The 21,909-nt window shown below is 64.5% G+C and carries 20 protein-coding genes, 1 tRNA gene and 1 pseudogene; 10 read left to right on the plus strand and 12 right to left on the minus strand.

What is annotated here, in order from left to right:
* On the minus strand, window positions 1-1,155 hold the full coding sequence (locus DFR52_RS18750; RefSeq protein ID WP_110033780.1) for a D-alanyl-D-alanine carboxypeptidase family protein: 1,155 nt from the start codon (window positions 1,153-1,155) through the stop codon (window positions 1-3).
* A gap of 239 nt (window positions 1,156-1,394) precedes the next feature.
* Between DFR52_RS18750 and DFR52_RS18755 the strand changes: the two genes are divergently transcribed.
* From DFR52_RS18755 to DFR52_RS18765, 3 genes are all read left to right on the plus strand, one after another.
* Window positions 1,395-2,561 (plus strand): M20 aminoacylase family protein, encoded by a 1,167-nt coding sequence (locus DFR52_RS18755; protein WP_110033554.1) that lies wholly within the window; start codon window positions 1,395-1,397, stop codon window positions 2,559-2,561.
* Between the two features lie 190 nt (window positions 2,562-2,751).
* Window positions 2,752-2,828 (plus strand) — tRNA-Arg (locus tag DFR52_RS18760).
* Window positions 2,829-3,023: 195 nt separating this feature from the next.
* A complete protein-coding gene (locus DFR52_RS18765; RefSeq protein WP_210205874.1) occupies window positions 3,024-3,398 on the plus strand; it encodes a hypothetical protein in 375 nt (124 codons plus the stop codon).
* 193 nt (window positions 3,399-3,591) lie between these two features.
* Here DFR52_RS18765 and DFR52_RS18770 read toward each other — a convergent pair whose 3' ends face one another.
* From DFR52_RS18770 to DFR52_RS18780, 3 genes are all read right to left on the minus strand, one after another.
* Window positions 3,592-4,449 (minus strand): sugar phosphate isomerase/epimerase family protein, encoded by an 858-nt coding sequence (locus DFR52_RS18770; RefSeq protein ID WP_110033555.1) that lies wholly within the window; start codon window positions 4,447-4,449, stop codon window positions 3,592-3,594.
* A 71-nt stretch (window positions 4,450-4,520) separates the two neighbouring features.
* A complete protein-coding gene (locus DFR52_RS18775) occupies window positions 4,521-5,714 on the minus strand; it encodes a Gfo/Idh/MocA family protein (RefSeq protein ID WP_110033556.1) in 1,194 nt (397 codons plus the stop codon).
* A 166-nt stretch (window positions 5,715-5,880) separates the two neighbouring features.
* On the minus strand, window positions 5,881-6,936 hold the full coding sequence (locus DFR52_RS18780; RefSeq protein WP_110033557.1) for a sugar phosphate isomerase/epimerase family protein: 1,056 nt from the start codon (window positions 6,934-6,936) through the stop codon (window positions 5,881-5,883).
* 377 nt (window positions 6,937-7,313) lie between these two features.
* Here DFR52_RS18780 and DFR52_RS18785 point away from each other — a divergent pair, with 377 nt between their 5' ends.
* Genes DFR52_RS18785 through DFR52_RS18800 form a run of 4 tightly spaced genes read left to right on the plus strand, consistent with a single transcriptional unit; the run spans window position 7,314 to window position 11,134 of the window.
* Window positions 7,314-8,204, plus strand: coding sequence for a sugar phosphate isomerase/epimerase family protein (locus DFR52_RS18785; RefSeq protein WP_110033558.1), 891 nt, complete (start codon window positions 7,314-7,316; stop codon window positions 8,202-8,204).
* 56 nt (window positions 8,205-8,260) lie between these two features.
* A complete protein-coding gene (locus DFR52_RS18790) occupies window positions 8,261-9,442 on the plus strand; it encodes a mandelate racemase/muconate lactonizing enzyme family protein (protein WP_110033559.1) in 1,182 nt (393 codons plus the stop codon).
* A complete protein-coding gene (locus DFR52_RS18795) occupies window positions 9,435-10,145 on the plus strand; it encodes a FadR/GntR family transcriptional regulator (RefSeq protein ID WP_110033560.1) in 711 nt (236 codons plus the stop codon). The genes DFR52_RS18790 and DFR52_RS18795 overlap by 8 nt, the downstream gene beginning before the upstream one ends.
* A gap of 2 nt (window positions 10,146-10,147) precedes the next feature.
* Entirely contained in the window at window positions 10,148-11,134 is a 987-nt protein-coding gene (locus DFR52_RS18800) for an NAD(P)-dependent oxidoreductase (protein ID WP_110033561.1), read from the plus strand.
* A 91-nt stretch (window positions 11,135-11,225) separates the two neighbouring features.
* On the opposite strand, the gene DFR52_RS18805 is transcribed toward DFR52_RS18800, so the two are convergent.
* The 6 genes and pseudogenes from DFR52_RS18805 to DFR52_RS18830 all read right to left on the minus strand — a co-directional run bounded on the left by DFR52_RS18805 (window position 11,226) and on the right by DFR52_RS18830 (window position 16,901).
* Window positions 11,226-12,296 carry an ABC transporter ATP-binding protein gene (locus DFR52_RS18805; protein WP_110033562.1) on the minus strand — a complete coding sequence of 357 codons (1,071 nt, stop codon included), beginning with the start codon at window positions 12,294-12,296 and terminating at the stop codon, window positions 11,226-11,228.
* Window positions 12,296-13,384, minus strand: a complete 1,089-nt coding sequence (locus DFR52_RS18810) for an ABC transporter ATP-binding protein (RefSeq protein WP_110033563.1) — start codon at window positions 13,382-13,384, stop codon at window positions 12,296-12,298. The genes DFR52_RS18805 and DFR52_RS18810 overlap by 1 nt, the downstream gene beginning before the upstream one ends.
* 83 nt (window positions 13,385-13,467) lie before the next feature.
* Window positions 13,468-13,656 (minus strand): annotated as a pseudogene (locus DFR52_RS18815) (hypothetical protein); the annotation flags it as partial.
* Window positions 13,653-14,612 (minus strand): carbohydrate ABC transporter permease, encoded by a 960-nt coding sequence (locus DFR52_RS18820; RefSeq protein ID WP_110033564.1) that lies wholly within the window; start codon window positions 14,610-14,612, stop codon window positions 13,653-13,655. The pseudogene DFR52_RS18815 and the gene DFR52_RS18820, both read right to left, overlap by 4 nt.
* A gap of 1 nt (window position 14,613) precedes the next feature.
* Window positions 14,614-15,519: a carbohydrate ABC transporter permease gene (locus DFR52_RS18825; protein ID WP_110033565.1), complete on the minus strand. Its 906-nt coding sequence runs from the start codon at window positions 15,517-15,519 to the stop codon at window positions 14,614-14,616.
* 71 nt (window positions 15,520-15,590) lie between these two features.
* On the minus strand, window positions 15,591-16,901 hold the full coding sequence (locus DFR52_RS18830; protein WP_110033566.1) for an ABC transporter substrate-binding protein: 1,311 nt from the start codon (window positions 16,899-16,901) through the stop codon (window positions 15,591-15,593).
* A gap of 337 nt (window positions 16,902-17,238) precedes the next feature.
* Between DFR52_RS18830 and DFR52_RS18835 the strand changes: the two genes are divergently transcribed.
* Genes DFR52_RS18835 through DFR52_RS18845 form a run of 3 tightly spaced genes read left to right on the plus strand, consistent with a single transcriptional unit; the run spans window position 17,239 to window position 19,722 of the window.
* The gene (locus tag DFR52_RS18835; protein WP_110033567.1) at window positions 17,239-18,435 is read left to right on the plus strand and encodes a Tm-1-like ATP-binding domain-containing protein; all 1,197 of its coding nucleotides are present in this window, start codon (window positions 17,239-17,241) and stop codon (window positions 18,433-18,435) included.
* Between the two features lie 7 nt (window positions 18,436-18,442).
* Entirely contained in the window at window positions 18,443-19,282 is an 840-nt protein-coding gene (locus tag DFR52_RS18840; RefSeq protein WP_110033568.1) for a phosphoenolpyruvate hydrolase family protein, read from the plus strand.
* A 23-nt stretch (window positions 19,283-19,305) separates the two neighbouring features.
* Window positions 19,306-19,722 (plus strand): cupin domain-containing protein, encoded by a 417-nt coding sequence (locus DFR52_RS18845; protein ID WP_110033569.1) that lies wholly within the window; start codon window positions 19,306-19,308, stop codon window positions 19,720-19,722.
* Window positions 19,723-19,743: 21 nt separating this feature from the next.
* Here DFR52_RS18845 and DFR52_RS18850 read toward each other — a convergent pair whose 3' ends face one another.
* Together DFR52_RS18850 and hutC are read right to left on the minus strand one after the other, a co-directional pair.
* Window positions 19,744-20,940 carry a M24 family metallopeptidase gene (locus DFR52_RS18850; protein WP_110033570.1) on the minus strand — a complete coding sequence of 399 codons (1,197 nt, stop codon included), beginning with the start codon at window positions 20,938-20,940 and terminating at the stop codon, window positions 19,744-19,746.
* Between the two features lie 194 nt (window positions 20,941-21,134).
* Complete coding sequence (gene hutC / locus DFR52_RS18855) at window positions 21,135-21,908, minus strand: histidine utilization transcriptional repressor HutC (RefSeq protein WP_245415412.1); 774 nt, start codon at window positions 21,906-21,908, stop codon at window positions 21,135-21,137.
* Window position 21,909 lies beyond the last annotated feature (1 nt).

Here is a 21,909-nt window from a genome sequence, read left to right on the forward strand (position 1 = left end):
TCAGAGCGCCGGTCGCGGCAGCGGCTGCGGCGCCGAGATGTCGAGCCCGGCGGCGGCGGCCGGCGCGGCGAAAGCCGATTCGCTTGCCGTCGCCTCGGCGTCGGCAGCGACATTGCTGCCAGGCCCGTCGAGCGGCCGGGGGGTTGGAACGGGAATGCGCTTCACCCCGAGCACGTCCGCCATGCCGGGGCTGTAGGGAGCCGACACCAGGCGGGGCGGATGGTCCATCGGCTGCAGGTAGGGCGACCGCGCCACCGCCTTGCCCTCCTCGCCTGTGCCTTCGCCCTTGGCTGCACTCTGCTTGGGCGGGCAGACCGTGGCGCTGACATCAGCCACATGGTCACGATCGGCGCCGTAGGGCGCGAGGCTGCTCAGCGTCACCGATCCGGATGCCGGCGCGGCAAAGGCCTGCTGCAGCAACCGGGCCGATTCCTCTGCCCGGCCCGACAGGCTCGGGGCACCGAACACCACGGTGACCACGGTTTTGCCGTTGCGGGTGGCCGAGGAGACCTGGTTGAAGCCGGAGGCGCAGATATAGCCGGTCTTCATGCCGTCGGCGCCTTGGAAACGGCCGATCAGCGCGTTGAAGTTGGTGTAGGACTGCTTGCCGGTGGTGAAACCCTCCAGGCTGAAATAGGAGGCGTATTCCGGAAATTCGCGCCGCAACGCCACGGCGAGCACCGCCATGTCATGCGCGGTGGTGTACTGTCCTTCGCCCGGCAAGCCATTCGGATTGATGAAATGCGACGAGGTCATGCCGATGCGCGCAGCCTCGGAATTCATCATGGCGACGAAGGTCTCCACCGACCCGCCAACCGCCTGGGCCACCGCGACCGCGATGTCGTTGGCGGATTTGACCATCAGGTACTTCAGCGCCGAATCGAGCGGGAACTGGGTCCCCGGCTTGAAGTACATCTTGCTCGCCGGCTCCTTGGCTGCCTGCTCGGTCATGGTCACCGGCGAATCCAGCGTCAGCCTGCCGGCCTTCAGCGCCCTGAACGTCACATAGGTCGTCATCAGCTTGGTGAGCGACGCGGGGTACCAGCGCTGGAAAGCCTGCTCATGCTCGATGACCCGGCCCGAGGCCAGGTCCACGGCGATCGTCGGACCCGCCCGGGCCGTCAGCGGGAGCGATGCGGCCAGCAGACCCGCCATCAGGGTGGTTGCTGCGGCGCGGCGGGTCGGAAACGGCGAAAGAAGGCGGATCTGGCGGTTCACGGCGGATTCCTGGAATTGCTGGCTTGAGGGCGGGACCCGACCATATCCGGGAATTCCCGGAAGCCACCGCCCGCTTTTCACTCGTCATGCTGCCCTACTTAGCCTATATGGCAAGGAAAAGGCAAAAGGCCAATGATCTCGGGCCTGCCGCCCCATCCGGATGCAAGGACGACCGCATGCCCCTTCTGCCCGAAAGCCTAGCCATGAAGGACGATGTCGCAAGCTGGCGCCGCCATCTGCATGCGCAGCCGGAGCTTCTCTACGACGTCCACCAGACCGCGGAATTCGTCGCCGACAAGCTGCGCCAGTTCGGCTGCGACGAGGTGGTGACGGGCATCGGCCGCACCGGCGTCGTCGGCCTGATCAGGGGCCGTCCGGGCAGCAACGGACCGACCATCGGGCTGCGCGCCGACATGGACGCCCTGCCCGTCACGGAAACATCCGGTGTGGCCTGGGCGTCGCGCACAGCCGGCCGCATGCACGCCTGCGGCCATGACGGCCACACCGCCATGCTGCTCGGCGCAGCAAGTCAGCTCGCGCAGTCGCGCAATTTCAACGGCTCGGTGGCGGTGATCTTCCAGCCGGCCGAGGAAGGCGGCGCCGGCGGCCGCGAAATGGTTCGGGACGGCATGATGGAGCGCTTCGGCATTGCCAGCGTCTACGGCATGCACAATCTGCCCGGTCTCCCGGTCGGCGATTTCGCCATCCGCAAGGGTCCGATCATGGCCGCCACCGACGAGTTCATCCTCACCATCCGCGGCAGGAGCGGCCATGCGGCGATGCCCCACAACACCATCGACCCGATTGTGGCCGGCTCGGCGATCGTCGCCGGACTGCAGATGATTGCCGCGCGCAACGCCGATCCGCTGGAATCGGTCGTCGTCTCGGTCACCAAGTTCAATGCCGGCTTTGCCCACAACGTCATCCCCGATGAGGCAAAGCTTGCCGGCACCGTGCGCAGCCTCACCACCGCGATGCGCGACTTCGCCGAACGTCGCCTGGGCGAGATCGTCCGCGGCATCGCCGCCGCGCACGGCGCCGAGGTCGATGTCCGCTACATCCGCAACTACCCCGTCACCTTCAACCATGCCGACGAGACGGTGGTGGCCGCCGACGCTGCGGCCAGCGTGGCGGGCGACGATCATGTCGAGCGCGAGACGGCGCCGATGATGGGCGGCGAGGATTTCTCCTACATGCTCGAATCGCGTCCGGGCGCCTTCATCTTCATCGGCAACGGCGACAGTTCCGGCCTGCACAGTTCGTCCTATGACTTCAACGATGATGCCATTCCGCACGGCGTGTCCTACTGGGTGAAGCTGGCCGAATCGGTGCTGCCGCTCTGAAAATGCCGTGAGATTACGCCCGCCTGCCCGGCCTGGACGGCGGCGGCAATCGCGTCCGTTTCGGCTGTCCGGGGCGCGATTTCTGGATGAAATCGCCTGCGGCCTGTGCTAACAGGTTTCCGCACCGTCCGCGGCCCTGCCGCCGGTGGCGCACGAATTCCCGGCGCCGAGGTTTCCACGGCGCCTGGCGGGCCCCATAGCTCAGTTGGATAGAGCGCAGGATTCCTAATCCTGAGGCCGATGGTTCAAATCCATCTGGGGTCACCATTCACCACATGTCTCGGCAGACCGCTTTCGTCAAATCCATCTCCCGCCTTTGACAGGCGCGTGCACAGCAAACGCGGTTTGCGCCACCACTCCGCCGTAGGGCACAGGCCGGGAGTTCCCATCGGGCCCGTCCCGCTGTAAGACAAACTGCGTTTGAACAACGCGGCTGATTTGGTCTCCTGATGGTTGGATGGCATGGCGCAGACACAACGCGAGAAGCTCGACAAGCAGCGCATCCGCCAGCAGCGCATCCGTGACCGCATGAAGGCCGAGCGCCGGCCCTCGCGCGACGACATCGCCCGGGCGCTGCTGCACTGGTCGATCACGGCCAATGTCCGCAAGGGCCGCGAGACGCTGCTGTTCAACCTGCAGACCCGCATCGTCGAGATCCTCGTCGCCCAGGGCTTCGATGAGGTCGCCGCGGACGCCAGTTTCGACGACCTGGTCGACCGCTATTGCGAGGGCTGGAGCTTCCGCCGCAAGCAGCATCTTGGCACGGACGACGCTTCGTCGGGACCCGCGGATCTTCCCGCGGCGCTCGCCGGCCTCGATGCCCCCGACCGCGACTGACGCCACGGCTGTCCAGATGATGTGGCTCTCATGTCGCAGGACAATGTGACAGATGAGAAACCGGAGCGCTTCTGCAATTCGATGAAAGGCAGGAGCGCGCGCTGGCCGACCGCCGTCGCATCCCGTGCACCCGACAGCCGCTGCCTTGCCCCGATGGCATCACCACACGCCGACCGAGCCGGTGCGCGGCGGATCAGCCGCGGCCAGCGGCCTCCCAGTGGTGCCGGATATGGGCATGGCCCTCGCGGTAGACCGCCTCCGGGCTCTCGGCGAAATCCCGCCACACCTTGGTCGCCGCAGCCAGGTCCGGCAGTCCCCTGCCGAAGGCCTCGATGGTCAGCCAGTCGTCATAGCCGCTGTCCCGGATTGCCTGGAACGTGGCGGCCCAGGGAATGTGCCCCCGGCCAGGCACGCCGCGGTCGTTCTCCGAAATGTGGATATGCACCACATTGTGTCGGTGGTCGGTGAAGGCCGCGACCGGATCGGTTTCCTCGATATTGCAGTGGAAGGTGTCGTACATCGCCCTGATGTTCGGATGCCCGATGGCGTCGATATGGGCTGACAGCCCCGCCATGGTGTTGAGCAGGTAGCACTCGAAGCGGTTGAGCGCCTCGAGTCCGATGGTCACGCCGCAGCCGGCGGCATGATCGCCGATGGCGCGCTGGGACTCGATGGATCGGGAAAACTCGTCCGCGGTCGGACCGGTGCCGGAAAACCCGCCCAGCGTCGAGTGCAGCGGACCGCTCAGGGTCCTGGCGCCGAGTTCCGCCGCGCAATCGATCACCCGGCGCATATGGGCCACGCCCGCCGCCCGCACCGAGGCGTCCGGGCTGATCAGGTTCACGGCCGGATCGCCCATCGCCGAGACCGCCGTGCGCTCGAGCCCGATATCATCGAGCAGGACGCCCAGCCTGGCATAGTCCGCAGGCGCGCCCTCGAAGATCGGGATCTCGACCCCGTCGAAGCCCGTCGCCTTGATGTCGCTGAGCAGCGCCGCGTCGTCTCCGGTGACCCTGGTGGTCCACAGGAACATGCACATGCCGACCTTCATAGGATCCCCCCGTCCGGCCGCGCCGGCGCTTCGCGTTCAGGTCCGCCGCCGGCCCGTCGGGCCGGCGGGCTTCAGATGTCGAGCGGCGTCCAGGCCGCGTTGTTGGCCGAGGAGTCGACACAGGCGGCGACAAACGCCACCCCCTCGAGCCCGTCGTCGATTCCCGGATAACTCACCGCGGGATCGAGCGGCGCCGCGGACAGACGCGCCGCGCGGATGGCGCGCGCCGCCTCGGCATAGATCGTGGCAAAACCCTCGAGATAACCCTCCGGATGGCCGCCGGGGACCCTCGACACACGGCCGGCGGCCTCGCCGGCGCCGGCACCGTTGCGGGTGATGAGCCGCTTGGGCTCGCCCAGCGGCGTGAACCAGAGATAGTTCGGGTCCTCCTGGGCCCATTCCAGTCCGCCTCTGCTGCCGTATACCCTGAGCTTCAGCGCGTTCTCGTTGCCCGGCGCCACCTGGCTCGCCCACAGTATTCCCTTGGCGGCCGGCGCATCTCCCTCCGGCCGGAACCGCAGCATCACATGCGCATTGTCGTCAACCCGGCGGCCGGCCACGAAGGCGGAAAGATCAGCCGACAGGCTGTCAAGCGTCAGTCCGCTGACGAAACGGGCGAGATTGAAGGCGTGGGTGCCGATGTCGCCGGTGGCGCCACCCGCCCCGGACTTGGCCGGATCGGTACGCCAGGCGGCCTGCTTCTGCCCGCTGGCCTCCAGGTCCTCGCTGAGCCAGTCCTGCGCATACTCCGCCTGCACCAGCCGAAGGTCGCCGAGCAGGCCTGAGCGCACCATCTCTCGCGCCTGCCGGATCATCGGGTAGCCGGTGTAGTTGTGGGTCAGCACGAACAGCCTGCCGCTGGACCGCGCCAGCGCGGCGAGATCCCTGGCGTCCTTGAGCGTCGATGTCAGCGGTTTGTCGCAGATGACATGGATGCCGGCCTCGAGAAACGCCTTCGCCGCCGGGTAGTGCATGTGATTGGGCGTGACGATCGAGACCGCCTCGATACCGTCGGGCCGCGCCGCCTCGGCGCGCGCCATCTCCTCGAAGCTTGCATAGCTGCGCTCCGGATCGAGCCCCAGTTCGGCCGCCGACGCTCTTGCGCGGGACGGGTCCGACGACAATGCGCCGGCCACCAGCAAGAACTCGCCGTCCAGCCGCGCGGCGATGCGGTGCACCCCGCCGATAAAGGCGCCCTGGCCGCCGCCGACCATGCCGTAGCGGATGGGACCCGCGGCGATTTCGGATTTTCCCTCGATTGCCATTTCTCTCTCCCTAAGCCATGCCGGGCGAAGCCGGTTCCGCCCCGCCCGAATCCTGTGCAAGACGATTGGTCACACGGCCGCCGCGACCCGGTGCGACAAAGGCGCACTGCATTGCCGCGCCGTCAACCGGACACGCGACCGGTGCAGCCCAAGCCGCCACCATATCTCAGAGCCCCAGCAGCTTGTTGATCGCGGCCTGGTCGGTTTCTCCGCCGGCGAAATCGTCGAACGCCTTCTCCGTGACCCTGATGATGTGGTCGGCGATGAAGGGCGCGCCCTCCGCCGCCCCGTCCTCGGGATGCTTGAGGCAGCATTCCCATTCCAGCACCGCCCAGCGGTCGTAATTGTACTGCGCCAGTTTGGAGAAGATGCCGACGAAATCAACCTGACCGTCACCCAGCGAGCGGAAGCGCCCGGCCCGCTCGGTCCAGCCCTGGTAGCCCGAATAGACGCCCTGCCGGCCGGTCGGGTTGAACTCGGCATCCTTGGCATGGAAGGCGGAAATCCGCTCGTGATAGATGTCGATGAAGGCAAGATAGTCCAGCTGCTGCAGCAGGAAATGCGACGGATCATAGTTGATCCGGCAGCGGTTGTGATTGCCGGTCTGCTCGAGGAACATCTCGTAGGTGGCGCCGTCGAAGACGTCCTCGCCCGGATGGATTTCGTAGCCGATGTCGACGCCGACGTCCTCATAGGCATCGAGAATCGGCTTCCAGCGCCGGCCAAGCTCCTTGAAGGCGGTCTCGATCAGCCCCTGCGGCCGCTGCGGCCAGGGATAGAGATAGGGAAAGGCCAATGCGCCGGTGAACGACACCGTTCCGGTCAGCCCGAGATTGCGCGAGGCCCTGGCGGCCAGCATCAGCTGGTCGACCGCCCATTCCTGCCGCGCGGCAGGATTGTTGTGCACCTGAGGCGGCGCGAATCCGTCGAACTGCGAATCATAGGCCGGATGCACGGCCACCAGCTGCCCCTGCAGATGGGTCGACAGCTCCGTGATCTGGATGCCGGCATCCGCGCAGATGCCCTTGACCTCGTCGCAATAGGTCTGCGATTCGGCCGCCTTCTTCAGATCGAACAACCGGCCGTCCCAGCTCGGGATCTGCACGCCCTTGTAGCCGTGACCGGCAGCCCAGGCCACGATGGACGGCAGCGAATTGAACGGCGCCTCGTCGCCTGCGAACTGCGCCAGAAAGATCCCGGGGCCCTTCATTGTGGTTGCCATAGTCTGTGCTCCTCCATCTGGCGGAGAGGTTCCGGCCATGCCGTCCCTCCTGGTTCTCGACAATCCCGCACAATGCGGGTCCCGTTGCAAGGCAGCTTCATTTGGTAAGACCAAACGGGAAATTTGCATCTGCCCGGGTAGCATATCAGCCGCGACACATCCAGCCAATATTCTCTCGATCTTCGCGGGATAATGCTCTTTTTCAGGCAATATCAGGGAGATTGCCGGGACCGCTTGCGTCGGAAAATTCTTTGCGCTAACTGTTGTGCAAAGGCATGTGGTCCAACCAGATCACGCATTTTCAAGCAGTGCCGCATGGGTGGGGACCGTAACCCGCCTGCCCGCCAGGCCCTGAACCGGCATCAAGGGAGGACAGAATGCATCTTTCAACTCACAACTGGATGCGGGCCGAACCGCTCGACGTGACCCTGCGGCGCATCAAGAAATACGGCTATGAGAGCATCGAGATCTCAGGCGAGCCGACCCAGTACGATGTCAAGGAGACGCGCTCACTTCTCAAGGAGCACGGGATCCGCTGCTGGGGCGCGGTGACGCTCACGCTTGGCGAGCGCAACCTCGCCGCCAAGGACGAGGGCCAGCGGGCGCGGTCCGTAGACTACGTCAAGAGCGTGCTCACCATGGTCAGCGAGCTCGAGGGCGAGATCATCACGTTGGTGCCTGCCACCGTCGGCAAGGTGATCCCCGACGCCACAGAGGAAGAGGAATGGGGCTGGGTGGTCGAGGCGACCAAGGAGTGCTTCGCCCACGCCCAGAAGGTCGGCGTCAAGATCGCCATCGAACCGCTCAACCGTTTCGAGACCTATTTCTTCAACCGCTGTGCCCAGGCGCTCGCCCTGGCGGACGCGGTGAGCCCCGAATGCGGCGTCTGCCTCGACGCCTACCACCTCAACATGGAGGAATCCGACATCCATGACGCCATCCGCCTGGCGGGCAAAAGGCTGTTCGACTTCCATGTCGCCGACAACAATCGCTTCGCCGCCGGCCTTGGGCACCTTGACTGGCCGAAGATCGTCTCAACCCTGCGCGAGGTCGGCTATGACGGCGCTCTGACCAACGAGTTTGTCGCTCCTGTCGACCGAACGCCGGCGGCGATCTATCCCGACATGGTGGAGCGCAACCCGGTCGACATCTCGCCTGAGCAGCTCAAGTTCATTCAGGACCATGGCTCCAGCCTGCTGACCGAGGCCTTTTACGACGAGCAGATGCGGATCACCGCCGAGACCCTGCTTCCACTGATCAACAAATGACGGGCCTTGCGCGTCCCGCCGCAGCCGACCCGCGGCGGGGAACCGGAGAAGGATAGATGCGGATCAAATCGGTCAACGCCTGGTGGGTCTCCATACCCATCGAATCGGGCCGCCAGCACCGCAGCGACTTCGGCAAGCTGACGACGTTCGACAGCGCCATCCTGCGCATCGAGACGGATGACGGGCTTGTCGGCTGGGGTGAGGGCAAGAACGCGGCCGGCAGCTCCGGCACCTACGGCGCGCTTGTCCATCTGCTCAACGAGGAGGTGGCCCCGCGGCTCATCGGCCGCCACGCCGGCGACATCACCGCCATCTGGGAAATGCTCTACAACGGCGTGCGCCACGAATCCGCCGCCAGCGCCGGCCACGCCATGCCGGAACTCTCCCGCCGAGGCCTGACCACGGCGGCGATTTCGGCCGTCGACATCGCGCTCTGGGACATCCTCGGCAAGCACCTCGGGCAGCCCGTCTGGCAACTGCTGGGCGGACGCAAGGCCGACCGGCTGCCCGCCTATGCCTCGGGCGGCTGGGCCGATGCGGCCGGCATCGGCGCGCAGCTGCAATCCTACATCGACATCGGTGGCTTCAAGGCGGTCAAGATGCGCGTCGGCGCCATGGACGGGCTGCCGCATGTGTCCGCCGACCGGGTCAGGGCCGCGCGCCGCGCCCTCGGCCCGGGCATCGACATCATGGTCGACGCCCACGGTACCTACACGGTTGCCGAAGCCAAGCGGTTCGCCCACATGGTTGCCGACTGCGACCTGGCCTGGTTCGAGGAGCCGGTGATCGCCGATGACAAGCCCGGCATGGCGGAGGTCCGCGCCGCCACCACGATCCCGATCGCCACAGGTGAATCCGAATCCACCCGGTTCGCCTTTCGCGACCTGGTCCAGGCCCGCGCCGCCGACATCCTGCAGCCAGACCCGGCCTTCTGCGGCGGCATTACGGAGGCCATGCGGATTGCCGCGCTGGCCTCGGCGTTCAACCTGCGCTTCGCCCCGCATTTGTGGGCCGGCGCGCCATGCTTCTTTGCCGGCCTCCACATTTGCGCGGCCGCGCCGTCCAGCTTCCTGATAGAGTATTCCTGCGGCGCCAACCCGATGATCTTCGACCTCATCGAGGGCGAGATCGCCGCCCGGGACGGCATGGTCGCCATCCCTGATGGACCGGGATTGGGTTATTCGATATCAGAGGCCTTTCTGATGGCGCACGTGAAGAAGAGTCCGGTCCATGTCTGAAAAGAACCTGCTGCCCGAACTGGCTGCCTATCTCTATTCGTTTTCGGATGCAGAGAACGGACGGACGCCATCGGAGCGGGAACTGGCCGAGCATTTCAGAGTCAGCCGTGGCCAGATCCGCGAGACACTCGCCATTCTCGAGGCCATGCGCATTGTCGAGCGGCGCGCGAAATCCGGCATCTACCTGACCACGCGGACTGCGAGTGTCGACGCCCTGGCGCTGTTTGCCAAGGCCGGCCTGCCGCTCGATCCGGTGCAGATCTACGAGACGGTGGAACTGCGAAAGATCCACGAGATCAAGGCCGCCGAACTTGCCAGCGCCCGGGCGACCGAGGAGAATTTCGCGCGGCTGCGCGAAATTCTGGCTCGCTCCGAACTCCGCCTCGCCGCCGGCGAGGGGCTTGCGGAGGAGGATTGCGACTTCCATCTTGAAATTGTCCGCGCCACCCAGAACCAGGTCTTCTACCGCATCTGCAGCGTCTATTACGCAATGGGCGAGCGGCGGCTGCCGATCTATTTCAGCGACCCTGCGCGCGGCGCCAAGTCCAATGCCGAGCACATCCAGATCTACGAGGCGCTGGTGCGCCGCGACGCAAATCTGGCCCAGGCGCTGATGAGCGCCCATCTGCAGGGGGTCGAAAGCTACTGGAAGGGCCTGATTTCCGGGCGGCAGGACGGCGTCGAGCCCGCCAGGCAGGACTGAGCATGCCGCAGATCTTCTCCACCCACAGCCTGCATCCGCAGGTCACCGCAGATCTGCAGGCCGCCGGCGAGTTCCGTGTGGCCAGCGCACCCACCGCCGAAGCCATCATGGCGGAAGGGCTGCAGGCCGACATCGTGGTGGTGCGGGCGCCGATCCCGCAGGCCTACTTCGCAGCGGCCGGGAAGCTGCGCGCTGCCGTGCGCCACGGAGCCGGTCTTGACATGATTCCGCTCGACGCGGCCACCGGGGCCGGCGTTCTGGTGGCCAATGTGCCTGGCGCCAACTCCGTGACCGTCGCCGAGCACTGCATCTGGTCCGCGCTCGCTCTGTTGCGCCGCTATCCCGAAGTCAGCGCGGACCTGAGATCGTCCGGCTGGGCGGTGGCGCGGGCCCACTCCGACCTTGGCCGGGAACTCAGCGGACGAACCATCGGTATTGTCGGCATGGGCAATGTCGGCACCGCCCTGTTCCGGATCGCCCATGGAGGATTCGGCATGAAGGTGCTTGCCGTCACCAGCAGGCCGAAGGCGCTGCCCGACGGCGCCGAGGCTTCGGACCTGCGCCATGCTCTGACGCACAGCGACGTTGTCGTGCTGGCCTGCCCCCTCAATGACAGCACGCGCGGCCTGATCGGTGCGGGCGAACTGGCGCTGATGCGTCCTGGAGCGGTGCTGGTCAATGTTTCGCGCGGCCCGGTGGTCGATGAGCACGCGCTGCTTGACGCGCTTCAGGCGGATGCGATCGGCGGGGCTGTGCTGGATGTGTTCGACCGGCAGCCCTTGCCAGGTGAGCACCCGTTCCTGTCGCTGCGCAATGTCATTCTGACGCCGCACATGGCCGGCATCACCGAAGAAAGCATGCTGCGCATGGGCCAGGGCGTGGTGACGGAAACGCGACGCATTCTCGCAGGCGACAAACCGCTCAACTTTTGCAATCAGGCCGCATGGCCAAAATACCAGACCCGTTTCGGCGAGCGCATTTCAGGGTGAGAGCGATCAGTCCGGACCTGCTCACGGAGGAGCGGAGGCTCCCGTGAACAGATCCGGCCCTGGGAGGACCTGCCGTGGTCTGGCACGCGACTCAGCCCAGATCGAGATTGCGCCCGTTGCCAGGGTCGAAAGACAGAACTTTACCGGGCCGCCAGCCAAACCTGACCACCTCGTCGATCCGGACCTTCGTCTGCGCCGACACGGTGGCATGCAGGTGCGTGCCGTCGATGTCGAGCGTCAGGATCTTGATGACACCGTGATTCTCGATGTCGAAGACGCGGGCTGACACCGGTCCGTTGTCGTCGAGCACCACGTCCTCGGGCCGAATGCCGAATCTCATGCGGGCGCCGTCCGCTCCGTGCGTCCTGGTGACCGGCAGGGTGAACCCGCCCGCATCCAGGAGGGCCGCCCCGCCCCGCAGGACGCCATCGAGCAGATTCATCGGCGGGGTTCCGACCGAGCGCGCGACAAATGTGTTGATCGGCCGGGCATAGATCTCGGACGGGGTCCCGACCTGCACCAGCCGGCCCTGATTGAGCACGCCGATCTTGTCTCCCATCGACATCGCCTCGACCTGGTCGTGGGTGACGAACACGAAGGTCGCGCCCAGTTCGCTGTGCAGCTTCTTCAGCTCCACTCTGAGCACATCGCGCAGATTGGCGTCGAGCGCCGACAGTGGTTCGTCCATCAGGAACACGCGCGGCTTGCGCACGATCGCGCGGCCGATCGACACCCGCTGCATCTCGCCGCCCGACAGCCGTTCCACCTTGCGGTCGAGCAGCCGGGTGATCTGCAGCGTCTCGGCGACGCGGTCGACCCGGTCCTTGATCTCGGCGGTGGTAAGATTGTGGGTGCGGGACTTGAGCGGAAACTCGAGATTGCCGCGCACGGTGAGCCGCGGATAGAGCGAATACTGCTGCAGCACCAGCGCCACGTCGCGCTCGGCGGCATTCCAGCCGGTGGCGTCCTGCCCGTCGATGATGACCTTGCCGGAGTTGGGTTTCTCCAGTCCGGCAATCACCCTCAATGTGGTGGTCTTGCCGGCACCGGTCTGACCCAGCAGCACGAAGAACTCGCCATCCTTGATGTCGAGGTCCAGATCGCGCAACGCGATGTTGGGGCCGAACTTCTTGGTCACGCCCTGCAATGCGATGTCGGCCATCAGTTGGCTCCCCGCAGATTGAGGCCGCTGGCCGTATCGAAGAAATGCGCCTGCGCCGGGTCCAGTCGGGCCCAGACCCGCTGGCCCTCGCCGGAGACGAATCCGCTTGGCGTGCGCGCGCGCAGCACCGCGTCTCCGAGGCGGACATCGACGATGTCGTGACTGCCCAGGGGTTCGATATTGGTTGTTACCACTTCCACAAAACCTTCGGTCTGTTGATGCTCGAGCAGCACCGCTTCCGGGCGAGCGCCCAATGCCAGGTCGGCCTGGGTGCTGCGCACGCTGGCCAGCGCCTCGTCGGGAAAGCTGAAGCTGGCGTCAGCCCCGTTGAGTCGCACGCGTTGACCTTCGATTCGCACGCCGTTGACGTTCATCACCGGCGAGCCCACGAACTTGGCCACGAAGAGATTGGTCGGATGCAGGTAGACTTCGTCCGGGGCGCCGACCTGCTGCAGCACGCCGTCATGCAGGATGACGATGCGGTCCGCCAGGCTCATCGCCTCGATCTGGTCGTGGGTGACGTAGACGGAGGTAGACCCGCGGGCAATGTGCAGGCGTTTGATTTCGGCGCGCATCTGCTCGCGCAGCTTGGCGTCGAGCACGCCGAGCGGCTCGTCCATCAGGAGCGCCTGCGGGCGTCGGACAAGGGCACGCGCGATCGCGACGCGCTGCATGTCGCCACCCGAGAGCGCCGAAGGCTTGCGGTCGAGATGCTCGGCGATCTGCAGGATCTCGGCCACCTCCTTGACAGCCTTGTCGCGATCGGTCGCGTTCATGCGCACCGCGCGAAGCGGAAAGGCGATGTTCTCGCGCACGGTCATATGCGGATAGAGCGAGAAGGACTGGAACACGAAGGCGATGTCGCGATCGGAGGCCTTGCGATGCTGCACCTCGGTGCCATTGATCAGGATCTTGCCCGAGGTCACGGACTCGAGCCCGGCGATGGCGCGGAGGGCGGTGGTCTTGCCGCCGCCAGACTGGCCCAGCATGACGACGAACTCCCCGTCGGCGATGGTCAGGTTCAGGTTTTTCAGAACCTGCAGATGACCGAAGAACTTCTGCACGTTCTGAATGTCGATCTGCGCCATCAGTGGCTCCCTGCAGTCTTTGAGCCATTCTTGCTGGCATGGTCATTGATCTCCAGCACATCGAGCGAGTCCTCGATGTAGCTCTCCTCGACCTCCGGATCGGGTTCGATCTTGGAGGTGATCATGAAGGCAATGAGACCGAAGAGAGTCATGGTGACGCCGTAGTTATGCAGAAACACGCTCCAGGGCTGGCACAGCGAGATGATCCCGAAGATCATCAGCCCCTGTGCCGCCGGGACAAGAAGACGCTGGTTGATGCTGCGAAAACTCATTTGCGGATCGCTCCGAAGGACATGCCGCGCAGCAGGTGGTTGCGCAGGAGGAAGGTGAAGATCGCGACCGGCAGCAGGAACAGCAGAGTGCCCGATGCGATGACGGTCCAGTCGGGCAGGCCCGAGCCGACCTGGCTCGGGATGAAGGGCGGCGCGGTCTGGGCCCGGCGATTGGTCATGATCAGCGCGAATGCATATTCGTTCCAGGCCGTGATGAAGCAGAACACGGCGGTGGCGGCGATGCCGGTGGCGGCCTCGGGGAGAACGATCTTGAAGAAGGCCTGCATGCGCGTGTATCCGTCGACCAGCGCCGCCTCCTCGTATTCCTTCGGAATCTCGTCGATGAAACCCTTCATCAGCCAGACGGAAAAGGACAGGTTGAACGCGGTGTAGAGGATGATGAGCCCCAGATGCGTGTCGTTGAGGCCGACTGCCCGGTACATCAGGAACATCGGGATCGCCACCACAACAGGGGGCAGCATGCGTGTCGACAGGATGAAGAAGAGCAGATCCTGCTCGCCCTTCACCCTGAAGCGCGAGAAGCCGTAGGCCGTGAACGTGCCCATACCGACGGCGAGCACCGTCGAAGTGATGGCGACGATCAGTGAGTTCATGAAGCGGCTGGGATAGCCTGACAACTGGACTTCGCCACGCCCCGAGCGGACCACCTTCTCGCCGCCATCGAACACGAGCCGTTCCCACCACGGGGCGGCTGCGTATTCTTCCTGGGACGGCGGCGCCCGGAGCTGCGAGCGCTTCGTGAACAGCTTCACGAAAGGCGAGATTTCGGGCGTGAAGACGATTGTCGGCGGGATGGTGGTCGCCAGATTGCGCGGCTTGAACGCAGTCGAGGCGATCCAGTAGATCGGCGCCAGGAAGATCATGGTGATGATCAGGACGGAGACGATCGCCAGGCGATTTATGGTCCTTTCGCCATTGGTGCGGACGGCGGCCATCTCAGCGTTCCTTCACTTTGTTCAGATATTTCACGTAGATGTTGGTGATTGCCAGGACCATGATCAGCACGATGTAGGCCAGAGCGCAGGACATGCCGGTCTGCCATTCCTGGAACGCCATCTTGTAGAGCCGGATCGAGATCACTTCCGTGGTCGGCTGGCTGGTCAGGATATAGGCAAGGTCGAAGGTCTTGAAGGCCTCCATGGTCCGGAAGATGATCGCGATCATCAGGATCGGCGCGACCAGAGGCAGGGTGATGCGGAAGAAAGTGTAGAGCGATCCTGCCCGGTCGATCGCCGCCGCCTCGTAGAGGTGCTTGGGAACAGCGGACAGGCCGGCCAGCGACAGCAGCATCACGAAAGGCGACCACATCCATATATCGGTCAGCGCGACGGCGTAGAGCGCCATATTCGGGTTGGACAGCCATTCGAAGGTGCCAAGCCCCAGCGCGTAGTTGATGATGCCGAAGGACGGATCGTAGAGCAGCTTCCAGAACAGGCCGACCACCGCCATCGACAGCATCATCGGCAGCAGCAGCAGCGTCGTGAGCAGGCCCTTGAGCGGAATGTCCCGGTTGAGCAGCAGCGCCACCCCGAAGCCCACGACCACCTGGCCGACAACCGATACGATCACGTATTTCGCCGTGATGGTGAAGTTGGTCCAGATGAACGGGTCGGCCAAGAGATCGCGGTAGTTCTGCAGTCCGACGAAATTGGCTGGCGCGTTGGAAGACGCGCGGAAATCGGTGAACGAATAGCCCAGCGAATAGAGCAGCGGGAAAATATTGAAGACGATCAGGAACACGATCGTCGGGATGATGAACAGGTTGCGGATCGACATATCGCTCATTCCGCGGGATGCGGCGCGCGATTTGGGATCCAGCGTCGTCAGGACTGCAGTGGCCACAGCCACCTCCTCTTTGATATGCAGAGACGAAAACGGAGGGGGCGGGCACGCCCCCTCCGCAAGAACGGGATTTACTGGACCCGGTTGTACTTCTTGAAGGTCTCGTTCCAGTCGCCGGCAAGCGCGTCGAGCGCGTCCTTAGCGGTGCCTTCGCCACCCGTGATGTACGGGTAGAGGCGCTGATTCATCTGGATCAGCAGTTCCGCATATTCCGGCGTCGCCCAGAAGTCCTTCACCTTGAACATTGTCTCGTAGAAGGCCTTGTTGTAGGGCGTAGCGTTCTGGAATTCCTCGGATTCAAGCACCTTGGCCGATGCAGTGTAGCCGCCAAGTTCGGCCCAGCGCTTCTGGGTTTCGTCCTTGATGAACCACTCCAGGAACTTCATCGACTCTTCCTTGTTCTCCGAGTACGAGATCACGGAAATGCCCTGGCCACCGAGGGCCGCAAACTGCGCGCCGCCCGGACCTGCCGGGTTGGCGAAAAATCCGGTGTTGGCTGCGTTCGGGTTCGACGCCTCGTTGGTGAGCGCCGGGAAGAAGGCGAAGTAATTCATGCTCATCGCCGCCAGGTTCTCGGTGATTGCCTGGTTGTTTTCAACGAAGAAGGTCTTCGCCCAGCCCGGAGGCGTGAACCCATAGAGTTCGCGGTACATCTCCACGGCCTTGACGTTCTGGTCCGAGTTGACGATGCCGTCGACCTTGTAGCCGGCATAGTCGCCAAGCTCGCCGCCATAGGAGAAGATCGCGTTCTCGACGCCCATGACGAGTCCGTCATAGGAGTTGTCGGTGTAGATCGCGATGCCGTAGCGCTTCTCGTCCGGACGGTGGAAGAATTCGGCGATGTCGCGCATCTGGGCCCATGTGGCCGGCGGCGCGAGATCGTAGCCATACTTGGCCTTGAACGCTTCCATTTCCTTGGGGTCCTCGAACCAGTCCTTGCGGTAGGACCAGCCGACCGCATCGCCTTCTGCCGGAATCGACCAGTATTTGCCGGAACTCGCCGGATATTCGGAATAGTATTTCACCGTCGCCGGCGCCATCACCTCGGTCAGCTTGTGCTGATTGAAGAAGTCGGTGAGGTCGACGTAGTGGCCGGCTTCCGATGCGGCTCCGATCCACTGGGAATCACCAACCACCATGTCGTAGGCCGAACCCTTGGCGTTCAGCTCTGTGAACGTCTTGGTCTGGAAGTCCGACCAGGGCGTTGTTTCCACCGTCACCTGAACGCCGGTTTCCGCTTCATACTCGTTGACCAGTTCCTGAAGATAGTTTGCCGGGTCCCATTCGGCCCAGAAGATCGTCAGACCTTCGGCAGACACGGGTGAAGCCAGAGCGACTGATAGGCCGACGCCGGCAAGCAGACTCGCTATTTTGGATCGCATGCTTATTCCTCCCATTCGTTTACGTCATCCTCGGATCAGGCTGACCTCCCCAGGCAGCTATGATCAAACGCACCCAACTGGTAATACCAAACTGCGAAGCCCGTCAAGGGGCTTGGGCCAAAGAATCGCACGCCGCTGTAATCGTTTGCAGGCCAATTTCTCTCAATATATCTGGATTTTTGATTGCCACATGCCGTCGTAGTGGGTCGCAACCGGCACGAAAGCCGATTCCAGACTTGTAAATCTGGTCGAACCAGTTAGGCTTTTGAAGACCATCGGTGAGCAGGATGACCGGCCGATCACGATGGATCCGTATCATGGCTGAAAGACTTCTGGAATGCATCACATCTTTGTCGTCGGAACCGCGGACACCAAGGGCGAGGAACTGGCATTTCTCGCCGGCCTGCTGCGCGATAGCGGCATGACCGTAACGCTCGCCGATGTGGGCACGCGCACCGCGACTGTTGCCACGGAGATTTCCGCACGCCAGATCGCCGCCTGCCATCCCCTCGGCGCCGACAGGATCCTGGCCATCAAGGACCGCGGCCGCGCCGTCGCGCTGATGGGTGAGGCCTTTGCTCGCTTCATCGCCAAACGCAGCGACATAGACGGAATCATTGGCATCGGCGGCGGCGGCGGCACGTCGATCGTCTGCGAAGGGTTGCGCACCATTCCCTATGGCGTGCCGAAGATCATGGTCTCGACGCTGGCTTCCGGCGACACCGCGCCCTATGTCGGCATTTCCGACATCGTGATGATGCCCTCTGTCACCGACATGGCTGGGCTCAACCGACTGAGCCGCGTCATTCTGCACAATGCCGCCCAGGCGTTGGCCGGCATGGTCGCCCACCCTGCGCCCGCGCAGACGGGCAAGCCTGCCGTGGGCCTGACCATGTTCGGCGTCACCACGCCCTGCGTGATGGCGATAGCCGAGGGATTGCGCGGCGACCACGACTGCATGGTCTTCCATGCCACCGGCACCGGTGGCCGGACGATGGAGAAGCTCATTGATTCAGGCTTGCTTACCGGCGTCATCGACATCACCACCACGGAAGTCTGCGACCTGTTGCTGGGCGGTGTGCTCCCGGCCAGCGACGACCGCTTCGGCGCCATCGCGCGCACGGGGATGCCCTGGGTTGGATCGGTCGGTGCGCTCGACATGGTCAATTTCTGGGCGCCCGACACCGTGCCCAAGCAGTTCGGGGACCGCAAGTTCTATCACCACAATCCGAATGTGACGTTGATGCGCACCTTGCCGGCGGAGTGCGATCGCATAGGACGCTGGATCGGCGAACGTCTCAATGCCGGCGACGGGCCGATCCGGCTGCTGCTGCCGGAGAAAGGCATATCCGCGCTCGACATCGAAGGCGGCGTGTTCCACGATCCCGAAGCCGACGCGGCGCTGTTTGCAGCGCTGGAACAGACGCTCCGTCAGTCCAGCCACCGCCGCATCCTGCGGCTCGACGCCCACATCAACGATCCCGCCTTTGCCCGGGCCGCCATCGCGGCCTTCCACGACATCCAGCCGGAGTAGCCGCTTCATGCCCGAAACCCGTTCATCGATCCTGACCCGCTTCCACGCCATGATCGCGGAGGGCATCCCGATCATCGGCGGCGGCGCCGGCACCGGCCTTTCGGCGAAGTCGGAGGAGGCCGGCGGCATCGACCTGCTCGTCATCTACAATTCCGGGCGCTACCGCATGGCCGGGCGCGGTTCGTCGTCCGGACTGCTCGCCTACGGCAATGCCAACGAGATCGTCAGGGAAATGGCGGTCGAGGTTCTTCCTGTGGTCAGGCACACCCCGGTGCTTGCCGGCGTCAACGGCACCGATCCCTTCATCCTGATGCCGCAGTTCCTCGCCGAGCTGAAGGCGATGGGCTTCGCCGGCGTTCAGAACTTTCCCACCATCGGCCTGTTCGACGGCGTCATGCGCCAGAGCTTCGAGGAGACCGGCATGGGCTATGGTCTGGAGGTGGACATGATCGCCGCCGCCCATGCCATCGACATGCTGACCACGCCATATGTCTTCAATCCGGATGAATCCACCGCCATGGCCAAGGCAGGGGCGGATCTCATCGTCGCCCATATGGGGGTCACCACCGGCGGCGCCATCGGGGCGACTTCGGCCAAGTCACTCGATCAGTGTGTGGCGGAGATCGAGGCCATCGGCGAGGCCGCGCGCGCGGTGCGCCATGATATCATCGTCATCTGCCATGGCGGCCCGATCGCCATGCCGGAGGACGCCCGCTATGTCCTCGATCATTGCCACGGCTGCCACGGCTTCTACGGCGCAAGTTCGATGGAGCGGCTTCCCGTCGAGGTTGCCATCGCGCAGCAGGTGCGGGACTTCAAGGCGCTCAGGACCGGCCGCAAGAGCTGACACAACCCAGGAGGAATCGTTTCATGACCAAGTCGTCACCCTATTTCATCCGCCCCGAAACCGTCTCCGGCTTCGGCTTCGACTGGGGACAGCTGACGCTCACCGTCGGGCCAGAGGTCAACGGCGCAGAGCGCTTTTCGGGCGGCATCGTTGATGTCGCCCCCGGCGGCGGCCATGCGCGCCACAATCATCCCGGGGCAGAGGAGATCATCCTGGTGATGTCCGGCACCGGCGAGCAGATGGTCGAGGACGAAGATGGCAATCCGGTCACCCAGCAGGTGGGTGCGGGCTGCACCATCTATGTTCCGGAAAGCCGGTTTCACTCGACACTGAACACCGGCGACACGCCGATGCAGCTTTTCGTCGTCTATTCGCCCGCCGGACCGGAACAGGCGCTGCGCGAGCTGCCGGATTTCCGCCTGCTCCCGCCCGGCGCCTGAAGCGCCGGCACGGCGCGTACGTCAGGAGCGCGCCGTGCCGCCGCGGTTCCAGCCGCGGTGACGGTCGCCGAACATCTCGTAGCCATCGGCGGTGACTGCCAGGGTGTCCTCGAGCTTGATGAAGCCGCGCCGCGGATGCAGCATCGTCGTTTCCACCGACAGCACCATGCCGGTTTCGAGCATGCGCCCGGCGTCGCTCCCCTCATAGGCAACCGGATGGTTGGTCATCAGGAACGGCGTCTCGTGGGTGATCAGCCCCATGCCATGGGCGAAGAAGTCCGTGAACGCCGCGCCCGGCGAGGATTTCAGCTTCTCCTGGCCGGCCTTGATCAGGTCGCCGCCGGCTGCGCCGGCGCGGACCCGGGAGAAGGCCGCCTGCTGCACCGCATCGATCTCGGCAAGAAGGTCCTCAAGCTCGGCATCGGGCTCGCCGAGAATGCCCATGCGGCACAGATCGCCGATATAGCCATGGTAATTGCCGCCCGAATCGATCGACAGCACCTCGCCTTTCGACCAGCTCTGCGACGAGGTGGCGCGGTTGTGGCTCGAACCCAGCGTCAGCAGGCAGTATTCGAAGTTCAGCCCGCGATTGGTCTCTTCGCGCCTGAGCTGCTCGATGATCCGCGCCTTCGTCCATCCCTCGTCGGCCATGGCGATCGTGGCCATCATCGAGTCGGTGATCAGCTCCGAGGCCGTGCGCAATTGTGCCAGTTCCTCCGGCGTCTTGATCGCGCGCATCTCCTCAAGCATGTGGGTGGCGTCGACCAGCGTGGCGCCGGGCAGGTCGCGGATCAGGATGCTGTAGGCATCCGACGGCAGGAAACCCGGCTCGAAGCCGATGCGCGCGTGACCGGCGCCGATTTTCTTGATCTGTGCCACCGCCAGCCGCGCAGCATCCGGGCTGCCCCAGGTCGCCGGCTGCACATCGGGCATCCAGAACGGCCGATTGGCGTGCTCGCCACCCTCCATCTTGTTGCCGATATAGCAGGTCCGCTCCGGCTGCCCCTTCTGGTAGACGATCACCGGCAGGTAGCGGCTGTGCCCGATGGCGTCCATCGCCGCGAAGAAGATGAACCTGTAGCCCCCCATCAGATATTGGTTGTTGTGCTTGGACGTCACCAGCAGCACGTCGATGCCGGCCTCGTCCATCAGCCGGTCGATGCGGGCAAGATCCGGGGCCTTCAGGCCGCCGCCGCTTTGCGAATGCGAGATATCCATCTGAGCCCAATCCTCCATCAGGTGATGCGACGGTCATCAAACACCTCCATGCAGCGGAAGCCAAGCGCGGGACGAAAGAATCTTGAGGATGCCCAATCAGGTCGCCTAAATGCAAATTCACGCGAGCTGCTTGGGCTCCTTCTTGTTGTGCATGTCGTGAACCGCAACCGCGGCACACCGTCGGGCGACCTGCATTAGGAGAGCGCCTGCCCCGATGGCGTGAACCGCGCGATCAGGCCATGCCGGTCGCCGGGATAGGTGAAACGCACATGGGTCAGCGGACCGGCATTGCTCCAGGTCCGCCGCTCGACGATCAGGCAGGCGGCGCCTGATTCGATGCCGAGCAGCCCCGCCTCGCGGGGGCCGGCGCCGACGGCCCGGATCCTGTGTTCCGCCATGCTCCACGGCACCTGATTGAGCATCCAGGCTCCGGCCGTGGTCGCCGCGAAATCCGCCTGCGCGGCGTCCGGAACATTGGCCAGGCTGATGATCCGCTCCTCGAGGCAGAAGGGCCGCGCGCCTGCCCTGTGCAGGCTGACCACGTCGATGACGGCGGAGGATTTCGGCAGGTCCAGCCGCCGCATGTCTTCGGCTCCCGCCCTGCGACGCTCGCGGCTGACGACGCTGTGGGAATGGGTCAGGTTGAGCGACGCCACCTCGTCGGCGATGTCGTGGATGTCGAGAACGGCCGACTGCGCCTGCGGCTGGATGACGAAGCTGCCGGATTTCTTGCGCCGCTCGATCAACCCCGCATCGGCGAGCCGTGTCATGACCTTGTTGACAGTCATCCGCGAGCAGCCATACAGCGCCGCCAGGTCGACCTCGAAGGGAATCCGGTGTCCCGGGGGCCATTCGCCGGACAGGATGCGGCCCTCGATTTCACCGAGGATGCGCTGGTGCAGCGTCGCTTCCTTCGGATGCGGCTCCCCCGTCGCAACCGGCTCCTGCCCACCGGCATCGCGCCGCATG

The sequence above is a fragment of the Hoeflea marina genome (assembly GCF_003182275.1).
GTDB classification, from domain to species: Bacteria; Pseudomonadota; Alphaproteobacteria; order Rhizobiales; family Rhizobiaceae; genus Hoeflea; species Hoeflea marina.

What these genes read in the sequence shown, in the direction of transcription:
- DFR52_RS18750 (WP_110033780.1), bottom strand. Translation starts at nt 1,155, where the DNA reads ATGGCGGGTCTGCTGGCCGCATCGCTCCCGCTGACGGCCCGGGCGGGT.
- DFR52_RS18805 (WP_110033562.1), bottom strand. Translation starts at nt 12,296, where the DNA reads ATGGCCGACATCGCATTGCAGGGCGTGACCAAGAAGTTCGGCCCCAAC.
- DFR52_RS18795 (WP_110033560.1), top strand. Translation starts at nt 9,435, where the DNA reads ATGTCTGAAAAGAACCTGCTGCCCGAACTGGCTGCCTATCTCTATTCG.
- DFR52_RS18835 (WP_110033567.1), top strand. Translation starts at nt 17,239, where the DNA reads ATGCATCACATCTTTGTCGTCGGAACCGCGGACACCAAGGGCGAGGAA.
- DFR52_RS18810 (WP_110033563.1), bottom strand. Translation starts at nt 13,384, where the DNA reads ATGGCGCAGATCGACATTCAGAACGTGCAGAAGTTCTTCGGTCATCTG.
- DFR52_RS18845 (WP_110033569.1), top strand. Translation starts at nt 19,306, where the DNA reads ATGACCAAGTCGTCACCCTATTTCATCCGCCCCGAAACCGTCTCCGGC.
- DFR52_RS18780 (WP_110033557.1), bottom strand. Translation starts at nt 6,936, where the DNA reads ATGGCAACCACAATGAAGGGCCCCGGGATCTTTCTGGCGCAGTTCGCA.
- DFR52_RS18775 (WP_110033556.1), bottom strand. Translation starts at nt 5,714, where the DNA reads ATGGCAATCGAGGGAAAATCCGAAATCGCCGCGGGTCCCATCCGCTAC.
- DFR52_RS18790 (WP_110033559.1), top strand. Translation starts at nt 8,261, where the DNA reads ATGCGGATCAAATCGGTCAACGCCTGGTGGGTCTCCATACCCATCGAA.
- DFR52_RS18830 (WP_110033566.1), bottom strand. Translation starts at nt 16,901, where the DNA reads ATGCGATCCAAAATAGCGAGTCTGCTTGCCGGCGTCGGCCTATCAGTC.
- DFR52_RS18785 (WP_110033558.1), top strand. Translation starts at nt 7,314, where the DNA reads ATGCATCTTTCAACTCACAACTGGATGCGGGCCGAACCGCTCGACGTG.
- DFR52_RS18820 (WP_110033564.1), bottom strand. Translation starts at nt 14,612, where the DNA reads ATGGCCGCCGTCCGCACCAATGGCGAAAGGACCATAAATCGCCTGGCG.
- DFR52_RS18850 (WP_110033570.1), bottom strand. Translation starts at nt 20,940, where the DNA reads ATGGATATCTCGCATTCGCAAAGCGGCGGCGGCCTGAAGGCCCCGGAT.
- DFR52_RS18765 (WP_210205874.1), top strand. Translation starts at nt 3,024, where the DNA reads ATGGCGCAGACACAACGCGAGAAGCTCGACAAGCAGCGCATCCGCCAG.
- DFR52_RS18840 (WP_110033568.1), top strand. Translation starts at nt 18,443, where the DNA reads ATGCCCGAAACCCGTTCATCGATCCTGACCCGCTTCCACGCCATGATC.
- hutC (WP_245415412.1), bottom strand. Translation starts at nt 21,908, where the DNA reads ATGCGGCGCGATGCCGGTGGGCAGGAGCCGGTTGCGACGGGGGAGCCG.
- DFR52_RS18770 (WP_110033555.1), bottom strand. Translation starts at nt 4,449, where the DNA reads ATGAAGGTCGGCATGTGCATGTTCCTGTGGACCACCAGGGTCACCGGA.
- DFR52_RS18800 (WP_110033561.1), top strand. Translation starts at nt 10,148, where the DNA reads ATGCCGCAGATCTTCTCCACCCACAGCCTGCATCCGCAGGTCACCGCA.
- DFR52_RS18755 (WP_110033554.1), top strand. Translation starts at nt 1,395, where the DNA reads ATGCCCCTTCTGCCCGAAAGCCTAGCCATGAAGGACGATGTCGCAAGC.